Source organism: Pacificibacter marinus, assembly GCF_018860665.1.
GTDB classification, from domain to species: domain Bacteria; phylum Pseudomonadota; class Alphaproteobacteria; order Rhodobacterales; family Rhodobacteraceae; genus Celeribacter; species Celeribacter marinus_A.
In genome coordinates this window covers 112,393-131,668 of the sequence record NZ_JAHKPK010000055.1, presented here as the reverse complement: position 1 = coordinate 131,668, position 19,276 = coordinate 112,393, and the positions used below count along the sequence as shown (strand labels likewise).

Here is a 19,276-nt window from a genome sequence, read left to right as displayed (position 1 = left end):
CTTCAGTTTTCCCCCTGTAGCCTGCATAGGTTAGAGCAATAAAACGACGCTTCGCGAATGGGGATGTATGTGCCAGCACAATTGGGCTAGATTCGACACATGCACATTGAACTCCTCCAAATCTTCGCTCTCCTCGGTCTCGTCTTTGCTCTACTGATCTGGGGGCGCATCAGATACGACCTTGTCGCCTTTGGCGCCTTAATCCTTGCTGCGGTCCTTGGTTTGGTGCCGACCGAAGACATATTTTCGGGCTTCGGACATTCTGCAGTGGCGATCATCGCCTTGGTTTTGATCGTCAGTCGCGGGCTGTCATCGTCGGGCGCGGTTGAACTGGCAGCGTCTAAACTGATTGACCCAGAGCGGCCTTTACCACTTCATATCGCCGTGATTGCGGCACTCGCGGCGGGCTTGTCTGCAATCATCAACAATGTCGCGGCCTTAGCCCTTTTGATGCCGCTTGATATTGAAGCCGCCCAAAAAGCAAAACGCGCCGTTGGTCAAACTTTGATGCCGCTGTCTTTTGCGACAATTCTTGGCGGCATGGTCACTTTGATCGGCACGCCGCCGAATATCGTGATCTCAGAATATCGGCGTGGGGCCTTGGGTGACCCCTTTGGAATGTTTGACTTTGCCCCCGTTGGACTTGCCGTCGCCATCACAGGAATTGCCTTTGTTGCCCTGATCGGGTGGCGCTTTTTACCTGCGCGCACCTCGCTGCATGACGCGGAAAAAGCGGTTCATATCGGGCGGTATGTCGCCGAAATTCGCATTGGCGATCAAAGTTTTGAAGACGGTATGGTGGTCGAAGATCTGTATCCAAGCGCCAATGAGGTGGACGTTCATATATTGGGTCTTATCCGGCGCGGAAAACGCATTCCCGGCCTTGCGCGCCGCACGGAATTGCGCGCAAGTGATTTCCTTGTTGTCGAAGGTGAACCCAAATCCATCGAAGCCTTTATGGGGCAAGCTAAACTTGATTTCGCAGGGTCCGAAAAACACGAGGGCGGTGTCGTTGCACCGGGCCTGACATTGTCCGAGGTCATTGTCCCTGATGGCGCACGCATACAAGGTCGGACCTCAAGAAGCCTCAAACTGCTGCAACGCCATTCGGTGACGCTTTTGGGTGTGGCACGCAGCGGCAAGAGTTTTCAAGACCGCGTCCGGCTGCTGCCCATTCATGCAGGTGATGTTTTGCTGCTTTTGGGCACACCAGAGAATGTTGAAGCCGCGACAGAATGGCTGGGCGCGCTGCCGATTGAAGGACGCAAAACCGAAGTGGTTCAACGTAAAAAAGCAGGGCTGTCCATCGGGGTTTTCCTGCTTGCTGTGGCCTTAACTGTTGCAGGGCTTGTTCCGCTGTCTGTGGCTCTTGGGGGAGCTGTCATCGCTTTCGTCGCTTTGGGCTTGGTCAGCGGACGTGAGGTCTATGCTTCCGTCGAATGGAAGGTCATCGTTCTACTTGCCAGCTTAATTCCACTTGCTGAAGCTTTTGAACACTTTGGCGGGGCGGAACTGATCGCCAACCAAATCGTTACGCTGACGGCTGGCTATCCGGCTTGGGTGTCTCTGGTTGCCCTGATGATCGTCACCATGACCCTATCCGATTTTCTCAACAACGTGGCCACGACACTGATCGCGGCTCCGATTTCTATGTCGATTGCACAGGCTACAGGCACAAACCCAGATACCTATCTGATGACCGTTGCCGTTGCCGCGTCCTGCGCCTTTCTCACGCCGATCGGACATAAGAACAACACCATCATCATGGGGCCAGGCGGATACCGGTTTGGGGACTATTGGCGCATTGGTCTGCCATTAGAAATCATCGTCGTCTGCGTCGCTGTGCCAACCATTCTGATTGTCTGGCCTTTATAAGCATTCTTGGACAAAAGGTTGATATGATCTTGAACAGCGGCACTGCCTGCCACTGCAAAACTGTGACAATTGAACGGAACTGGAGCCGCCCGCTTTGGGCTCAAAACACTTCACAGATGTTCCACCGCTGACCGAAGTTCTTATGAGGTTGCAAGAGCATAAACCCTCTGTATAGAACCCCAAGTCTGACCGCACTTTGGACGTGTCACGACAGGAGCACTAAAAAATGCATCCTCTTTGCACATTTTTATGTCAAAGGACGATAATGACTTTTGTTCGCAATTCCCTCGCCATCCGCATCTTTCTCGCCATCGCTGCAACCTCCATCGTGATTGTTGCAATCATGGCCGTATTGGTTGCGCTTTCAATGCGAGATGGCTTTGCGCGATACATATTGCGCAGCGAGCTTGCCCGTTTTGATGCGCTTGAGCAGGCATTGGTTTTATCGCATGCCTCAAATGATCAGGGGTGGCCGGAACTGACAGCCACGCCAAAAGCATGGAACGATTTTGTCAGGTTATATATCTCTCCACCGGATCTGCCCACAGGCCCACCACCAGACCACCCTTTTGAAAGTTTAGGCTTTGAGGGGCTGATGTTTGGAGGACCGCCTCCCGGCGGACCTAAAGGCGGCCCAGAGGGGGATGGTACGTTTAAGATCGGCGATCGTTTGACTTTGCTCGGTCCAGATGGGGAATGGATTGCCGGATCAACCAACAGCTCTGGCCTGTTTGAACGCCGCGCGATTTGTTCTGATACGCTATGCGCGGATCAAAATGTGCTGGGATATCTTGGCCTGAGCGCACCACTGTTGGCTAAAACTCCCAGCGATACCTTTTTTCTGCGCGGTCAATATGCCTCGCTGGCGCTGTCGGCTTTGATTGCGATTTTGGTTTCAGCGGGGGCTGCAATCATCGTTGCGCGTTACGTTTTGACCCCGATCCGCCAGCTTGAGTCAGGTGCTAAAACCATGGCCTTGGGAGATTATTCAACTCGTATTGATCTCAAACGTACCGATGAATTGGGCCAGTTGATCGACCATTACAATGTCTTGGCGGCGACCTTGGAAAAAACGGACAAAGCCGAACGGGAATGGATATCCAACACCAGCCACGAATTGCAAACTCCACTGGCCACGCTACAAGCACAAATCGAAGCCGTGCAAGACGGTATCCGCAAACCAGATGCAGAAACCTTATCACAAATGCACGCAGCCACGATGCGACTGTCGCGTTTGGTGGAAGATGTGAAAATATTGTCCCATTCGCGTGAAAAGGGTTTAACCACAGCGTTTCATCGCGAAGACCTATGTAAAATCGCACGCAGCTGCGCAGCTGTTGCGCGCCCGCAAATGTATGACAAAGGCCTAACCCTTACAGTCGATATGCCTGACACAATGCCCATTGTTTGCGATCGCCTGCGTATCGGTCAAGTAATCGACAACCTCCTGCAAAATGCAGTCCGCTATACCAATGCCCCCGGATCGGTCCGGCTCTGTGTCCAGAGTGAGGGCGATGTGGTGCACTTGAGTGTTGAAGACACCCCGCCAGCCCCACGCAATGAGGATCTGCCAAAACTTTTCGACCGGTTCTTTCGCGCTGAAAGTTCTCGCTCTCGCGCTCATGGCGGATCGGGTCTTGGGTTGTCGGTGTGCAAAGCCATCGTGGACTCACATAGTGGCACGATCACAGCGGGATTATCGATGAAAGGTGGACTTTGCATCACCGTCACCCTACCGAAAGCGACACCATGACCGGACCACGCATTCTGATTGTCGAAGATGAAAGTACACTGGCCGAAATTATCCGCGATTATTTGATCGCTGAAGGCATGGCGGTCGACCATCTTGTTGAGGGGACGGACGCCGTCGCCACGGCCTTGCAGAATCGCCATGATTTGGTGGTGTTGGACATCATGCTGCCCGGTGTTGACGGGCTAACGATTTGCCGCGAATTGCGCAAAACATCTGATGTGCCGATTATCATGACAACTGCCAAAGTCGAAGAAATTGACCGTCTATTGGGGCTTGGGCTTGGGGCTGATGACTACCTGTGCAAGCCTTATTCACCGCGCGAACTTGTGGCGCGGGTGCAGGCCATTTTGCGCCGTACGGGCCACCGCAAAGATACCCCCCCCACGCGCATTGGGCGCCTGCTCACCAATAGCGAAAATTGGACCGCAACCTTGGACGGCACCTATCTTGATCTCACCCGCCGCGAATTTATGCTGGTGACCGCCCTTGTTACGCGCCCTGGTCGGGTCTTTTCACGCAATGAACTTCTTGGGCTGGCCTTCCCTGACGATGCGGATGTGTTCGACCGGACCATCGACAGTCATATTCGCAACATTCGCCGCAAAATTTCCAAGCTCACGGATGCCAATCCTATTCGTTCTGTTTATGGTGTTGGATATGCCTATGACGATTGATAAAAAGTAAAATCTCATAACAAAATCAAAATAATATAAGATTTTAGCCCCTTGCACACTCGCTGCATATTGACTGCAAAACTGCTCCTTAATGATCTGGCAAATTGGCTTTATACCCACGAACCAATCTCATCACAGGAGAGAAAAGTGTTTACCATATCAAAGAAAAAGGCCGCCGCATTCAGCAAGCCACGCAGCACGCCCATGCGTTTAGCGCTGACTGCACTGGCCTTGGTCGCCCTGTTTACCGCGTCCTTTGCACCACAAGCCTATGCACAGGAAAAACATGGTCCAAATCCGATGGATGATGTGGCCGAAGCGCTGAGCCTTGAGCCGGAGCAATTACGCGGATGCCTTGGCGAGCCACCAGCCCCCGGAACGCAGCCCTCAGACAGTGATCGTGCGGCCATGATCACATGCCTGCAAGGTCAGAATGCCTCTCTTACCGCAGATCAAATTGATGCAGCGATGCAAGCCATGCATGATGCGCGCCCGCCCAAGCCGAGAAGCTAAAACACCTCTTTCCGTTCTCGCACAAAAGCCCGCCGCCCCAAAAGCGGCGGCGCTCATGCCCCAATTGTATCGAGACCGTATTGCCCGATTAAAATGATAGTGGCGTGTGACAGTGAAACCGCGATGCCTTGCCTGCCCAGCATCAGACAAAGTTTAAACCTTTTTGACAGAACCTCGTGATCGACACTGCCCAAGACCATTGATCGGACGATAATCATGACATCCCTTATGCCACGCAGGAAGGTGCTTTTGGGCCTCGCAGCCAGCACTCTGTCTGCCTGTGCCAACACCAGCACACTCTTGAAGCCTGCCCCAACACCAAGCGAGGCTGATCCCTTCGCAAAGTTTCGTATGGACGCCAATGCCGGTGCTGACGAATGGGCTTATCACCTGAACCCGTCACAAAATATCACCAACCGAACCATGCTTGCCATTTCCGCAGGTGGCGAAGATGGCGCGTTTGGCGCTGGTGCGTTGACGGGGTGGTCGGCCACAGGTCAGCGGCCTGAATTTGATCTGGTGACAGGTATATCCAGCGGCGCTTTGATTGCGCCTTTTGCCTTTCTTGGCTCCAATTATGATGATGAAATCACGCGCATTTTCACCACGCATGATGGAAGTGACATCATGCAACTGCGCCCGATGCAGGCGGTGTTTAACGGGTCCTTATACGACACAGCACCGCTTGCGGCACTGATCGCGCATTTCATGCCCGATAGGTTTCTAGATCAGGTCGCTGCGCGTCACGCATCGGGAGGACGGCTGTTTGTTATGACCTCTGAACTGGACAGCGCGCGTGCCTTTGTCTGGAATATGGGTGCGATTGCACAGGCCCGTCAGTATGATCTGTTTCGCCTCATCATACGTGCCTCAACGGCGCTTCCGGGGCTCTTTTCGCCTGTAAAACTGCGATACAGCTCAAATGGAGTGACCTATAAAGAAACCCATATTGATGGCGGGGTTCATATGCAATTTTTAGCCATCCCCAGTTTTGCACTCACAAGCTCCGACCCGAAATTTTCAGGCGGGCGTCTGTTTGTGCTGATCAATAATACCCTAAACCCCGCGCCAGTCACGACATCAAGCTCGGCCCTTGCCGTGTCGCAGCAAGCCTTATCAACAATGATCCGTGCCAGCGCGCTGGCGTCAGTTCAAACGACCCAGCTTTTCTCCAGCAAGAACAACATCGATTTATTCATCACCTCAGTCGATCCCGCGGCTGGCATTGTCTATGATCCGTCAGAACGATTTGCCTCTGCCTACATGAATGCTCTTTATGAGCACGGGTACGAGCGGGCGATAGATATGGAATTATGGACGTTTCATTAGCGTGAAATCGTCGTGCTTTTTGAACGGTTTTATCGCTTGGTTAAGATGTAAACGGGTTGTTTTCATGCCGCCATTTGATTTCGCAATCTGTAGCTGTCTCGTTTTGCCCCAAATGTTCGTATTACCCACCCTGTGCATAGGTTGATCGTAACGACGGCTCCCTTAGGTGCTGCGTCACGAGATCTACACGGGAAAACACAAACAAGGTCGAACATAAGGGCCTCAATCCACCTCACGCAGCACTATCAAATCGCACCACCACATTCATAGATTTGCCATTGGGCGGGGGCGCGAACGGTCCTGCGCGTTTGACCTGTGCCACGGCCACTTTATCAATGCCTGCATGCCCTGATGACGTAACAATCACCACTTTCGAGATGGCACCTGATGCGGAAATGGTGATGCCAACCATGGCCTTGCCGCGTGCACCGGCAGAGCGCTTAGGAACACGCGCGATCTTGCGCAGCACAGTGCTTTTGTACGATCGCACAGCCCCATCACCGGCTGCTTTTGCCGTTGATTTTGTCGCGTTTTTCGACGTTTCTGCTTTTGTACCTTGCGACGTGCCTGCGGCTTGTCCTTTGCGTGCGCTGACCGGCGCATTTCCTGCTTTGGCTTGCCGTGGTTCCGTTTTTTTCTGCGCAGGCGCTGCGGCTTGCCGTTTCGCAGGTCTCGGCATGGGAGGTGTGGCAGACGGTTTTGATACCTCGGTTTGCGCAGTCATAGAGTGGCCAGTGATTATTGTCGGTTCTGCTGCCGGCGCTGGTTTGTAGCCCACGTGAGACGCGTCATTTGGCGTCGCTTTTGCGGCCATCATTGGGGTGGGACTGGGTTGAAGTGATGCGGGCGGCGCAATTGCGGCCATGACTGTCGGAGTGGCCGCAGCCACGACAGCATCAGGTGTTACAGGTTCTGTGACGGGCGCAGAAGTCGCTTTGGCTCCAGCACGCGCTTTGACCAGATCCTCAAATCCCAACCCTAGCGCCACCACGCCTGAAACCTCTGCGCCCTCAAGCACGGGCGATGGTGCGCTTTGCCCCAAGCCTGCGCCGAAAACGTGCAATGTGATTGACAGCCCAAGCGCAGCGGGGAACCAGTAGGGTCTCATGGCAAACTCTTTTCGGTCATAATCATAACCTTCTGTGTCTGTGACGTGGTATGGGCCGCACGGGCAATTTTTAATAATTCAAGCGCAGGGGCATCGCGATCAGGCATAATGCGCAGCTGTTCTGCATCTTCGCTATCTTTTTGCATGTCACGCATCGCGGCCAAGCCTTCATCAATCGTCACGGTTGATCCGAGCCACGTCAGCCTGCCGTCTTTGTGCAAGACCAACGCATCACTCGGCGGAATCACATTCGGATCGTCCATCTGAACCAACGACAGGTCCGCATCCAAAGGGCGGGCAACCTGCGCGGCCACAAGGAAAAAGATCAACATCAAAAACACGATGTTGATCAAAGGTAATGTTGGCTCACTCCCGCCACCTCGGCGTTTTGCGACAAAGCTCATGATCACTCCAAAACGGCAAATTTTACATTGGGCAAAGTGTTAAAAACCTGCAATGTGTCGACCAATCCCTGCGCCTGCGCGTCTTGGCCAATCGATAAAAGCAAATGTACGTCCCCATTGCGCCGCAAAGGGTCGATGGCGGTAGGCAAGGCGTCCAAGGTCGTTGTCTGACCATTGATTTTCAGCCCATCTGCCGTGAGACGGGCAAAAACAAGGGCCGTGTCGTTGAAATCCGTGCGAGTCGACCCGCCTGCCACCGTCAACTCAATGTCCCCGAATTTCGAAAACGTCGAGGACAACATGAAAAACAGCAAGAGCAGAAAAATGACATCAATAAGAGAGGTCAAAGACAGCCGCCCTCGTCGTTTGGCACTACGCCGGTGCATGTTCACCTCGTGCTGGGGTTAGATCCACAGCGCCTTGTGCAAGGACCTGAGGGGATAGAATTTCTTCCAGCGCATCGCGAACCACAAGATCGAAACGTTCCAAACGGCCATCAAACCACGACAATGCCATAGACGCAGGCATGGCCACGACCAGCCCTGCAGCGGTTGTCACCAAGGCCACCCAAATCCCACCTGCCAAAACAGCAGGGTCTGCCGTGCCGCCTGCCTCTTGAAGGGTGCGAAAAGCGTCGATCATGCCCAAAACTGTACCGAACAAACCCAGCAAAGGGGCGACTTGCGATATCACATCTAACAAACGCAAACCTGAGCCAGCCCGCTGGAAATCTCGTTCCAGACGTGCAGCGGCGCGTGCGCGCAAGGCCTCTTCTGTGACGCCATTTGCTTTGGCCTCGGCGATCTGCGCCAGAATGGATCGTGCAAATCCACGGCTCACACGTGGCCCAATGCCTTCAACCGCAAACACGCTGAGTTTCCATAAAATACAGGCCAAAGCGATCACGGAAAACCCCAACAAGATCGCGACAACTGGCCCCCCCAAAGCGACGATCTCGGACAGACGATCCTGAGCAATCGCAATCATTGCTGAACCTCCATGGTATCAACGCGCGACGAAAACCTCGGCATGACGGTGCAAGCGGCCCCATCCGTCGTCGTACAAATGGACACTTCGTTGAACAGAACCATTTTTATATCGTCGCATTGGGTCTGTGGCATATCAAACTGACGCACGCGCACCCCCTGAGACGGTACCGCCCCAAAATCAAACAAGGTAAAGGTCTGCACCGCGCCGTCTTGATCAAACAACACTGTTTGGGTTTGCAGTTCGGACAAGCCTTGCTCGGCTGTGACAGTAAAGGTCAGGCGGCACGCCTTATCAGTTTGCGCGATGCTGTTCAAATCGACCACGGCAGGCTGTACGGCAAAAGCAGGGGTGGATGACAGCGCAAGCGCAAGTAGGGTCGCCTGTATAATATGTGAGGTCTGGGTCATAAAAACTCCATCATGAAAGAGAAGTGGGCGCAGGCCCTTCGGTGGCGGAGCGTCCAAAGACAAGCAAAATGCCAGACGGGTCCGACACATAAAATTCAAACATATTCCATGGGGTCTGAACAAAGCTACGAAACCCTGGTACGTTACGCGCGGCGAATTCGTCATGCAGCGCATCAATACCTGCACCACGAATGTAGCAGCGCGCTTCGGTGTTCAATGGACCTGTACCGTCGGCGGCATAGGATTGCGCATGATCAGGTGGGCAAAAATGCAACTCGATCTGATCTCGGCGCATAATGAGATAATCTGGCGCAACGCGTTCCGGCGTAAATCCGAGTTGGTCAGTATAGAAGGCTGACGTTTTATTCAGATCACTCGATCTGAGGACTGGAATAACGGTTAACTCTGTCATGTTATGTTCCCCATATAGTGGCTCATTCTGCAAAACCCGCAGCGCAAGACGCCGCTTGGGGCAGTATCCATGGCCCCCCCAAAGGTGGCGGGGTATTGGTGCGCACGGCGCAGCCATAACACATCGACAAGTTCTCATTCGTCAGAACATGTTGCGGCGTGCCGGTGCTTTGCACCTTGCCTTTGTTGAGCAAAATCACTTTGTGCGCGAACATGGATGTTAAATTGAGGTCATGCATGACTGCGATTACCCCACCACCTGCTTGCGCAAAATCACGTGCGATTTCCATCACCACCAGTTGGTGTCCGATATCGAGCGCAGACACGGGTTCATCAAGTAAAAGCCAACGCGAAGAACCATCCAATACTGGATCCCATATTTGCACCAGAACACGCGCCAACTGGACACGCTGACGTTCTCCGCCAGACAGATCTTGCACAAACCGCCCTTCAAATCCACGCAGACCAACACGCGCCAAAGCTTTGTGTGGCAGCGCCTCCATGGCTGTTCGGCTATCGGTGCCACGACCACTGGTCAGACCAAGGCGCACCAATTCCAGCACGGTGAATGGAAAGGCGACAGTTCCTGACTGTGGCAGCACCGCCCTGCGTGTAGCGCGCTCTACGGATGACATATCTGACAGCAAACGCCCATCCAATAGCGCATCACCTGTCGATGGAACTTCTCCGGTGATGGCTTTCAATAGCGTGGTTTTACCAGAACCATTGGGCCCAACGATTGCAGTCAATTCACCTGGGCGCGCCTCGAAATCAACGCTTTGCAACACTTGTCGCTGACCAAATGTGACCGTGATATTTTTGGCTTGTAACATTGTTAAACGTCCAACATCGCGCGATTTTTCAGCAAGATCCACAAAAAGAAAGGTCCGCCAACTGTAGCTGTTACGATACCGACAGGCAGTTCTGCTGGCGCCACAACAACACGGCTCAACATGTCTGCAATCAAAAGAAACACAGCCCCCAAGAGCGCCGCGTTTGGCAGAAGCATACGGTGTACAGGTCCTTGGAAGAGACGCAAAAGATGCGGCACAACAATGCCCACAAACCCGATACCGCCCGTGATGGCGACAGATGCACCAACAGAGGCGGCAACACTTAAGATGGAAATGCGTTTCATCCGTTGAACATCGATCCCCATATGTTCCGCAACCGGTTCGCCCAATGCCAAGGCATCAAGGGCGCGGGCTAAAAACGGCGTTGCAACCAGTGCCAAAATGATAATCGGACCTGCTGTCATAAGTTTGAACCAAGACGCACCGGCCACCGACCCCATGCCCCAAAAGGTCAGATCACGCAGTTGGTCATCATCGGCGCGGTAGACCAAAAAACCAGTGGCAGCGCCCGTAAGCGCGCCAAGCGCGATGCCTGCAAGCAACATCGTAATCACGGATGTCCGCCCGCCACGGGTCGCAATGCGATACAGAATTAATGTAGATGCCCAGCCGCCAAAGAATGCCGCCAAGGGGATGAGATAAGGTCCAACAAGACCGAGCAATGCTACAGGCAAGAACCCACCCAAGACGATGGCGACAACTGCGCCAAAACCCGCGCCAGCGCTGATGCCGACCAAACCGGGGTCCGCCAGCGGATTGCGAAACAGCCCCTGCATCACCGCGCCAGATACCGCCAGTGCGGCACCGACCACAGTGGCTGTCAGCATTCTGGGCATACGAATATCCCAAACGATGGACATGTCGCGCGCGCTTGCGGAACCAACCCCAAATTTCGCGCCAATTGCACCTAAGACATCCGTATCAGACGCAGCGCCCCAACCCAAACTGAGCAACATCATCAACAGCAAAAGAACCAATAGGCCGGCCTGTAGGGCAAAAGATTTTGCCGTTCGGTCCCCCTGCTGTGCAGGCGTGCGTAGAGTGATCAAGGTGCGTTTTACGGCAGGAAAAGATACAAATGCCATCGGATTACTGCGCCTTTGCCGTCGTCACAACCGCCAAATCCGCATTGAGCGCTCTTGCGAATTCGGCTGTACGGGGGCCAAAACCAAGAGCGGCGGGGTCAATGGTGATGAAGGCATCATTCAAAGCAGCAGGACTATGCGCCAAGGACGGAAGCGCAAAGATATCTTCTTTACGGCCCGCATGATCTTCGCGTCCTGTCATCATCAAAACGACATCTGGAGCGGCCTCGATCAAGGCTTCATCGCTCATGATTTTGTAGCCTTCAAATGCCTCGCCCATGACGTTCTCACCGCCCGCAAGCGTGATCATGCCATTCGCGCCCGTGCCGCGCCCAGCAACATTCAACCGTCCACCTTGGTTGGACAGAATAAACAATACACGCGGAGCTGTTTCTTGTTGCGTGACCACTGTTTCAAGCGCGATGAATGCCCCTTCGATCTGTTTGTACAACTGCGCCGCTGAATCTTGCTTGCCAAGGGCTTCGCCGATAATTTCGACCGAAGTCAAAACGCTTTCTTTTGTGAAAGCATCGTGAACCTCAACCAAAGGCACGTTGGCGGCGCGCAATTGATCTAAGGTCTCAGGCGGACCAGCTGTATCCCGCGTGACGATAAGATCAGGACTGACGGACAGCACGCCTTCTGCTGACAATTGGCGCATATAGCCAACGTCAGGCAGGGCTTCTACCGCGCTTGGGAAATGCGATGTGGTATCGCGTGCAACAATGCGGTCCCCAGCGCCGAGGGCGTAAATCACTTCTGTGACGGGGCCCCCGATGGAAACGATAGATCTGGCATCTGGATAACTTTCGGCCGGTGCCATTGCCGGAAAGGCAACAACCATCGCTGCAAGGAAATACTTCATGCCAAGGCCTCTTCTTCGGTGTTCAATGCGGCCAAAATATTAGCCCAACGCGCGGCATCCTCCTCTTCGGCCTTTTGACCAAAGCATTGAAAGATCAAATTTCCGGCTGCATCGAAGGCCTCGAATGACAGCGCAGGGCCACGTTTGGTTGGTTTTTCAACGACATAAGCTTCGGCGACATGGTCATCGCGCAGGTGCAGATTGAATTTCGGATCAAGCACATTAAGCCACGGCCCCATTGGTTTGATCGTATCAAGCGTACCCCAATGGATTTGAATGTTACCAAGATTGCCAACAAACAAGATCACCTTTTGACGCGCTTCAGACACAGCATTCAAAAAGGTCGCAGAGCTGTCCTTGGCCACAGGGCGCACCCATTTTTCACCTGACACAAGCCGATAAGCCCCAAGGCGGTTCATACCAAGATTGCGCGTGATACGATTAAATTGATGTGTGTCTGTCATCGTCGCCCATGCATCAAGCAAGGCATCGCGTTTATCCGCACTGCCTTGCGCGCCCTCAACGGGCTTGCGCGGCGCAACCTCCAAACTGTCGCTGGTGTCATCGATTTTCAGCGCTGCAACAAGCGGTGCCCAGGCGTCGTGGTTTGACGTCTCACGCATGTAAATTTTTTGCAGCGCGTCGCCTGAGGCATCAAAGAACTGCAAAGATTTGCGCAGACCTTTTTCGGTTTGTGTCTCAACAGCAAAACCGAAGCTCCAGTGTTTGGGAAAAATACGGGTGTCGATATCGGGGCCCAGCACCATAGAGGCGTGTTGGCCAGACGTGTATTTCTCAAATGTGCCAACACGTTCATGCACACAAGACTCGTTACGCGTGAGTGCCATGACCTCCCCCAAAGAGGTGATCTGCGGCATCACGTCATCGGGATGGTGAGCGATACGAGTGACACTTTGACCGTCATGTTGCCCAACAAAGGCGGCAACCAATTGGGCTTCGGAAATACCCAAGCTTTGCGCTAGATCACGATCTCGCATCGTGGCATCGGATTTGGCTTGGCGAATATCAGTGGCGGAAAGAGGCGTTGTCATAGCAGTGTCCTGTTGGCTTGAATTGCGTGGAAACACAAAAGAGGGAAAGGGCGATGCTGCGCACGAGGGTACGCCGCATCGCCAGCACCAAGATTAGAATGTCTTGGTGATTGAAAGCGTCAGATTGCGGCCAGGCGCAGATCGACTGCTGAGATAGGGCTGGTAGTCAAGATCAAAGACGTTATCGAGCGATGCGCGAAACTCCACACCCTGAGTCAAACCACTGTCTGGAATATAGGCCGCCGTTAGACCTGCGACTGTGTAGCTGTCACTGGCTGCGGTGGCCCCTGAGGTGCTGGTCGTGCGATCATTCGACCACCCGTGCAGAACTTCAACAGCCAAATCCAACTGGTCGTTAAGGAAATGTTTGCCAAGCGTGAGCTGCGCTGTGTCACTTGGTGTGTTGTTGAAATACTCACCCGTGACCCATTCGCCGCGAATGCGGGAGGCGTTGAAATCCATATAGAACGCCGCAGTGGCGTATGAGGCTTCAAATTCGACACCCTTCAATTCGATATCTTCGTATGAGCCTGTTGAATCGGAATAGGTTGTGTTGTCCCATATTTGTGTTTTGAAACCCGTCAATTTGGCTTTCACACTGTCACCAGATTTGAACACATCAGCGGCGTCATAAGAGACACCAAATTCAACAGTTGTGGCTTTTTCAGATGTCTCGATAAAGGCGTTGGACAGGTCATCGATGATCGGCATGTTCTCGTTGTATGCAAGCGTACCAAACACGGCGAAGTTTTCACCAAGCCTGTAACGCGAAGACAAAGCACCTACGGTGGAGTCTTTTTCATATGACGTGCCATCGGCGACTGTGTCATTGCCTTCAGAAGTGATTTTTTGTTTCTCAAAGCGCAGTTGAGGCGTCAGCGTGAGATTGCCCATAACGATTTCATCTGTCGCGTAGACTGCAATAAATTCATCAGTTCCACCCGGAGACGAACCTGCATTTGAACCGGTGTGACTGATGGAAGAACGCGTACGCTTACCTATTTCAGCACCAACCAATACGGTATGATCTGCGCTTCCTGTCGCGAAGATCGCTTCGTTTTCAACGCTCAAAGACAATCGTTCGGTTCTGTTGTCAGCATTGTAAATTGTCGAAGATGTCGTATCTGAAATATTCGAAATCAACTCGTCAGAATATGTGAGTTTAGCGGTCAAATTCACAAGATCATTGTCGAGCGGATTATATTGCACCTGCGCATAGGCTGTGGTGTCTTCGATATCCGCATCTACACGCGCGTCAAACAAAGAGCCGATATAATCATAGCTCACATCCTCTAGACGATTCTTGGTCTTCGACACGGATGCGGTAAAGCTTAACGCCTCGGTCGCGCTGTATTTGAGCTTGAGCATCGCGGACGGCATTTCATAGGCCGTATCAACTTGTGTCGTGCCCGACCCGTCAGTGTAATCGTCATTGGACCGGTAACCGTAGAATCCAAGCACTTCGAGTTTGTCATCAGGGGCCCAAGCCACGATTGAGCTGCTCAGAAATCCATCGCCATTGCTTTCATAAGCCAGTTTTTGGCGAACTGAGAAAGTGTCGCCATCCTCTAAAAAATCAGACGCATCTTTGGTGACAGCTTCGACTGTTCCCCCAATCGCCCCTCCAGAAAAACGAAAGCTTTCGCCAGGACCACGGATCACTTTGACAGTTTTGAACAACTCTGGTTCCATCGTCAAAATACTGCCTTGGCGATAGATCTCTTCTTGGCCTTTTGCGACACCATCGATCACAACAGCGACTTTGGTGTTCGACCCGTATGTGCCAGCGTCCGCGCCAAGGCCGCGAATGTTGATAGATGACCCCTGAGGCGTGGCAGAGTTTGAAAGCGTCACACCCGGAATCGTACCGAGCAGTTCGGCCAAGGTAGAGGCCTGACGCGCATCGAGTTCTTCTTGCGAAATAACGGTTTCGGATGTTGCGGTTTCGGTCTGAATGCCCCTGCGGCTTTCCCCCAATGTCACTACGCCGATGTAGTCGCCAAAATCTGTCGTATCGATGTCTTGGGCGAAAGTTGCCCCTGCCAATGCCGGTGCAACTGCGACTGTTGTCATAAGCGCACGCAAGCTTGTTTGAGTTCTCATGGTTGTCCCCTTGGTTGTTCCTTTTAGCTGGCTACCAAGGGAGGGAGCTTGCGTCATTTGTGGACCAACTACCCTAACCTTATTATTTTTGTCAAGAATATATTGGCCGCGGTTTTATCTCATTTTTAACCACATTTCTTGTCTGTGCTTGATGACTAAAATCTTGCACCAGATGCAATCCCCCGCATGTGGGTGAAATGTCATGCAAAAAAGTGGGGCGGCCAACCAACCGGTAGACCGCCAACGAATTCTTTTATTTTACGTGTTGACCTATTTGGTCAAGATGAGCTTGCCAGCGCGGGTTATGCGCAAGACATAGGTCTGGTCACCTAAGACAATGCACGCGGGCTGCCCGTCAGGCATTAAATCTTGTGCGTCATATGTTTTGGGGCGCGCAACATCTCGGGGCTGCGTCGGGATCGCTATATCTGTCATTGCAGATCCCCTTCTATCCCAAACGCGCCCAAAACATCATGTGGGCGACAGTCACCACAAAACATGTCTGTGGTTTTGCTCGGCTGGAGTGTTTTTTGATTGCGCTGCATAGGGCATGTCTGTGTGCGCCAGACCATGACATTTCTCCTTAATGGTTATGGTCTGGGCTTTCCATTGAGGGTGGCTGGGACCGATTTCACACATTCTGACTAAATTAGTCGGAAATGTCAATGCAAGGAAACCACTCAAATAAAAACCAAACCCAGTAATCAAGTTAAATAAATAATTTCAATTACTTGAATGCAAAGCGCCCCCCTCAAAACACTTACTGTAAATCCCCTGATTGACGACGGACGACGTAATCAAATCAATCGAAGAACGCGGCATTTAGCGCCGCAAAGCGATGAGAGTACCACGCGGGACCAATTCGGGAGGCTGCATCAAACGAACCTGTGAGATATGTCACGATAAACGCTCCATCTTTCCAAAATAATCAAAGTGTTGCGACATCTCCCTCAAACCACAGGAGCAAACTTGCCATTGCATACCGACAGACTGTTGGCGATAACGCTTGCGTCCAACAGTAAGACTTTTGATTGCCAAAGGAGACGTATAGGTGAACACCGACTGGATTGCCGTTGACTGGGGAACCTCATCTTTGCGCGCTTGGGCAATGGGGGCGGATGATACGGTCTTGGCCGACGCACAATGCGCCAAAGGCATGGGAACAGTGACACCTGCTGCGTTTGAAAGCACGCTGCTTGAACTCATCACGCCATGGCTGGAAAACGCGCGCCTGCCTGTCCAGATCATCGCCTGCGGCATGATTGGCGCGCGCCAAGGTTGGGTTGAAGCCCCTTACGCCAGCGTTCCGTGCTTGCCGATCAGCGCGAGCCTGACCAAGGCCCCAACGGCAGATCCACGGATTAACGTGCATATTGTCTCAGGCCTGTCGCAAAACACCCCTGCGGATGTGATGCGTGGCGAGGAAACTCAGATCGCAGGCTTTCAAGCCGAATTTCCGAAATTTGATGGCATCATCTGCCTGCCTGGCACCCACACAAAATGGGCGCATGTCAGCGCGGGTGAAGTGGTGTCCTTCCAAAGCTTTATGACCGGCGAACTCTTTGCGTTTTTATCTCAACACAGCGTGTTGAAACACAGCCTGCGCGACGGCATTTGGGATGACACAGCTTTTGATGACGCTGTGTCAGACAGTCTTTCTCGACCTGAACGCATTTGCGCCAAATTGTTTTCCCTACGTGCCGAAGACCTGTTACATGGGCTGAACGGCGGCGCAGGCAAAGCACGTCTGTCTGGCCTGTTGATTGGTGCGGAACTTGCGGCGGCCAAACCCTATTGGTTGGGGCAAATGGTGGCATTGATTGGCGCTGATGGATTGACTGATCTATACGCGACCGCGCTGAAATCCCAAGGTATCATCGCCCAGCGCACGGATTCGACGGACATGACACTCGCTGGGCTCAAGTCCGCCCGCGCCAGCATTTTGGAGTAATCTATGAGCTATACCGTTTACAGCGATACGAAATCGGAGCTTGGCGAAGGGCCGATTTGGCACCCAACCCGCAACCAATTATTCTGGTTCGATATCATCGGCATGTGCCTGCACACAATGTCGGATGGCGCACAGGTCACATGGCAGTTCGACGAACATGTTTCCGCCGCAGGTTGGGTCGATCACAACACTTTGCTTATGGCGTCAGAGACGTGTTTGCAGGCCTTTGACATCGAAACCGGCGACACGGAATTCATTTGCGCTTTGGAAGCAGACAATCCCGCGACCCGTTCAAACGATGGGCGTGCAGACCCCTTTGGCGGGTTTTGGATTGGCACCATAGGCAAAAATGCCGAAGCCAAAGCTGGCGCGATTTACCGGTATTTTGACGGCGCTTTGCGCAAGGTTGTTAGTAATCTTACTATCCCCAATTCCATTTGCTTTTCCCCTGATGGACAGCACGCCTATTACGCCGACACAGCAACCGATAAAATCATGCGCCTCAATTTGGATGATGACGGCTGGCCCGTAGGCAAAGCGGACCTATTTGTCAAAGATGCCAACCACCCAGACGGGTCTGTTGTCGATGCGGATGGCAACCTGTGGAACGCGCAATGGGGCAGCTACCGCGTGGCCTGTTACGCCCCTGATGGGGTATTGCAGCATCATATCGAGGTGGGCGGTGCGCAAAGCTCTTGCCCTGCCTTTGGCGGCGCTGATGGCACCACCCTGTTTGTCACCTCAGCGCAACAAGGTCTCTGTGATGCTGATCTTGAGAAAAGCGATCTGCACGGGCATGTATTTTGCGTTGAAAATGTCGCCAAGGGCCAGACAGAACATCAGGTGATCTTGTAATGACCGCCTTTGGCACCACGCGAAACGGCCAAACGGTTGAGGCCATCACAATAGCCAAAAACGACCTGACAGCAACCATTTTGACATTCGGCGCCACGCTTCACAGCCTCCACCTGCAAGGCGTGCCCCATAGTCTCACCTTGGGCAGCGACAGCTTGCAGGCTTACGAGGCTGATCTGTTATACTTTGGCGCATTGGTCGGGCCGCTTGCCAACCGCATCAGCAATGCCTCTGCTCCACTCAACGGACAAATGCTGCAACTGGTGGCCAATGAAGGCACGACATCTTTACACGGTGGCCCCCGTGGCATCCATCAAGAGGTCTGGACGGTCTTAGCGCAAAGCACCGACAGTGTGACGCTTGAGCTTGTGCTGACAGATGGCAAAGACGGTTACCCGGGTCATAGGGTGATAACCGCCCGCTTTACAATTTCCGAGGCCGCCCAGCTAACACTTGAGATTTCGGCCACCACAGATGCCGACACGCTGATCAATATTGCCAATCATTCCTATTGGAATTTGGATGGGTCCACCACCATTGACGGCCATATACTGACCGTGCCCGCCGACAGCTATGTGCCCATTGATGCCGCCTGCATTCCCACGGGTATTGCAACCGTTGACGGTACAGGATTTGACCTGCGCGAAGCCACCGTCATGGACCCGAAGCACAGACAACGACTTGATCATAATTTTTGCCTGAAAGGCGATGAAGGCGTTCTCAAACCCGCCTGCACATTGACCGGACAAAACGGCGTGACGATGGTGATGCAAACCACAGAGGTGGGCCTGCAAGTCTTTGACGCTTGGCCCATTTCATCTGGTGAATTCAAAGGCCATAACGGTGCACCCTATGCGCCACATTCCGGCATCGCGCTAGAGGCACAACGCTGGCCAGACGCGCCCAATCAGACAGGTTTTCCGTCTTGCATGCTGCGCGCAGGTGAGACTTATCAGCAGGTCACAAACTGGACGTTTACGCGCCTAAACCTATGTCAACCTTAGGCTGGTTCAATGGTTCATTTACCATAAATAAAGTAATTTATTA

Annotated in this window: 20 protein-coding genes; 8 read left to right on the top strand and 12 right to left on the bottom strand. The window is 53.0% G+C overall.

Annotated features, from left to right (window positions below):
• Nucleotides 1-99: 99 nt before the first annotated feature.
• The 5 genes from KO497_RS14570 (at nucleotide 100) to KO497_RS14550 (ending at nucleotide 6,144) form a co-directional block, all read left to right on the top strand.
• A complete protein-coding gene (locus KO497_RS14570) occupies nucleotides 100-1,875 on the top strand; it encodes an SLC13 family permease (RefSeq protein ID WP_215944677.1) in 1,776 nt (591 codons plus the stop codon).
• A 265-nt stretch (nucleotides 1,876-2,140) separates the two neighbouring features.
• Nucleotides 2,141-3,628 carry an ATP-binding protein gene (locus KO497_RS14565; RefSeq protein ID WP_215944676.1) on the top strand — a complete coding sequence of 496 codons (1,488 nt, stop codon included), beginning with the start codon at nucleotides 2,141-2,143 and terminating at the stop codon, nucleotides 3,626-3,628.
• Complete coding sequence (locus KO497_RS14560; protein ID WP_215944675.1) at nucleotides 3,625-4,302, top strand: response regulator; 678 nt, start codon at nucleotides 3,625-3,627, stop codon at nucleotides 4,300-4,302. Before KO497_RS14565 ends, KO497_RS14560 begins: the two co-directional genes overlap by 4 nt.
• A 147-nt stretch (nucleotides 4,303-4,449) precedes the next feature.
• Nucleotides 4,450-4,815: a hypothetical protein gene (locus tag KO497_RS14555; RefSeq protein ID WP_215944674.1), complete on the top strand. Its 366-nt coding sequence runs from the start codon at nucleotides 4,450-4,452 to the stop codon at nucleotides 4,813-4,815.
• Nucleotides 4,816-5,031: 216 nt separating this feature from the next.
• A complete protein-coding gene (locus KO497_RS14550) occupies nucleotides 5,032-6,144 on the top strand; it encodes a patatin-like phospholipase family protein (RefSeq protein WP_215944673.1) in 1,113 nt (370 codons plus the stop codon).
• Nucleotides 6,145-6,376: 232 nt separating this feature from the next.
• Here the strand turns inward: KO497_RS14550 and KO497_RS14545 are convergent, their stop codons facing one another.
• The 12 genes from KO497_RS14545 to KO497_RS14490 form a co-directional block, all read right to left on the bottom strand.
• On the bottom strand, nucleotides 6,377-7,252 hold the full coding sequence (locus KO497_RS14545) for a TonB family protein (protein ID WP_215944672.1): 876 nt from the start codon (nucleotides 7,250-7,252) through the stop codon (nucleotides 6,377-6,379).
• Nucleotides 7,249-7,656, bottom strand: coding sequence for an ExbD/TolR family protein (locus KO497_RS14540; protein WP_215944671.1), 408 nt, complete (start codon nucleotides 7,654-7,656; stop codon nucleotides 7,249-7,251). Before KO497_RS14540 ends, KO497_RS14545 begins: the two co-directional genes overlap by 4 nt.
• Before the next feature lie 2 nt (nucleotides 7,657-7,658).
• A complete protein-coding gene (locus tag KO497_RS14535) occupies nucleotides 7,659-8,003 on the bottom strand; it encodes a biopolymer transporter ExbD (protein ID WP_252729688.1) in 345 nt (114 codons plus the stop codon).
• Between the two features lie 25 nt (nucleotides 8,004-8,028).
• A complete protein-coding gene (locus KO497_RS14530) occupies nucleotides 8,029-8,643 on the bottom strand; it encodes a MotA/TolQ/ExbB proton channel family protein (RefSeq protein WP_215944669.1) in 615 nt (204 codons plus the stop codon).
• Nucleotides 8,640-9,053: a hypothetical protein gene (locus KO497_RS14525; RefSeq protein ID WP_215944668.1), complete on the bottom strand. Its 414-nt coding sequence runs from the start codon at nucleotides 9,051-9,053 to the stop codon at nucleotides 8,640-8,642. Before KO497_RS14525 ends, KO497_RS14530 begins: the two co-directional genes overlap by 4 nt.
• Nucleotides 9,054-9,063: 10 nt before the next feature.
• A complete protein-coding gene (locus KO497_RS14520; protein ID WP_215944667.1) occupies nucleotides 9,064-9,465 on the bottom strand; it encodes a bleomycin resistance protein in 402 nt (133 codons plus the stop codon).
• 22 nt (nucleotides 9,466-9,487) lie between these two features.
• Complete coding sequence (locus KO497_RS14515; RefSeq protein WP_215944666.1) at nucleotides 9,488-10,297, bottom strand: heme ABC transporter ATP-binding protein; 810 nt, start codon at nucleotides 10,295-10,297, stop codon at nucleotides 9,488-9,490.
• A 2-nt stretch (nucleotides 10,298-10,299) separates the two neighbouring features.
• Nucleotides 10,300-11,403, bottom strand: coding sequence for a FecCD family ABC transporter permease (locus tag KO497_RS14510; protein ID WP_215944665.1), 1,104 nt, complete (start codon nucleotides 11,401-11,403; stop codon nucleotides 10,300-10,302).
• 4 nt (nucleotides 11,404-11,407) lie between these two features.
• Complete coding sequence (locus KO497_RS14505) at nucleotides 11,408-12,268, bottom strand: heme/hemin ABC transporter substrate-binding protein (RefSeq protein WP_215944664.1); 861 nt, start codon at nucleotides 12,266-12,268, stop codon at nucleotides 11,408-11,410.
• A complete protein-coding gene (locus KO497_RS14500; protein WP_215944663.1) occupies nucleotides 12,265-13,320 on the bottom strand; it encodes a hemin-degrading factor in 1,056 nt (351 codons plus the stop codon). Before KO497_RS14500 ends, KO497_RS14505 begins: the two co-directional genes overlap by 4 nt.
• A 93-nt stretch (nucleotides 13,321-13,413) precedes the next feature.
• Nucleotides 13,414-15,423 carry a TonB-dependent receptor domain-containing protein gene (locus KO497_RS14495; protein ID WP_215944662.1) on the bottom strand — a complete coding sequence of 670 codons (2,010 nt, stop codon included), beginning with the start codon at nucleotides 15,421-15,423 and terminating at the stop codon, nucleotides 13,414-13,416.
• Nucleotides 15,424-15,693: 270 nt separating this feature from the next.
• A complete protein-coding gene (locus KO497_RS14490; protein WP_215944661.1) occupies nucleotides 15,694-15,858 on the bottom strand; it encodes a hemin uptake protein HemP in 165 nt (54 codons plus the stop codon).
• 616 nt (nucleotides 15,859-16,474) lie between these two features.
• Between KO497_RS14490 and KO497_RS14485 the strand changes: the two genes are divergently transcribed.
• Genes KO497_RS14485 through KO497_RS14475 form a run of 3 tightly spaced genes read left to right on the top strand, consistent with a single transcriptional unit; the run spans nucleotide 16,475 to nucleotide 19,233 of the window.
• Nucleotides 16,475-17,374 carry a 2-dehydro-3-deoxygalactonokinase gene (locus KO497_RS14485; protein ID WP_215944660.1) on the top strand — a complete coding sequence of 300 codons (900 nt, stop codon included), beginning with the start codon at nucleotides 16,475-16,477 and terminating at the stop codon, nucleotides 17,372-17,374.
• A gap of 3 nt (nucleotides 17,375-17,377) precedes the next feature.
• A complete protein-coding gene (locus tag KO497_RS14480; RefSeq protein WP_215944659.1) occupies nucleotides 17,378-18,229 on the top strand; it encodes an SMP-30/gluconolactonase/LRE family protein in 852 nt (283 codons plus the stop codon).
• On the top strand, nucleotides 18,229-19,233 hold the full coding sequence (locus KO497_RS14475; protein ID WP_215944658.1) for an aldose epimerase family protein: 1,005 nt from the start codon (nucleotides 18,229-18,231) through the stop codon (nucleotides 19,231-19,233). The genes KO497_RS14480 and KO497_RS14475 overlap by 1 nt, the downstream gene beginning before the upstream one ends.
• Nucleotides 19,234-19,276: the final 43 nt, after the last annotated feature.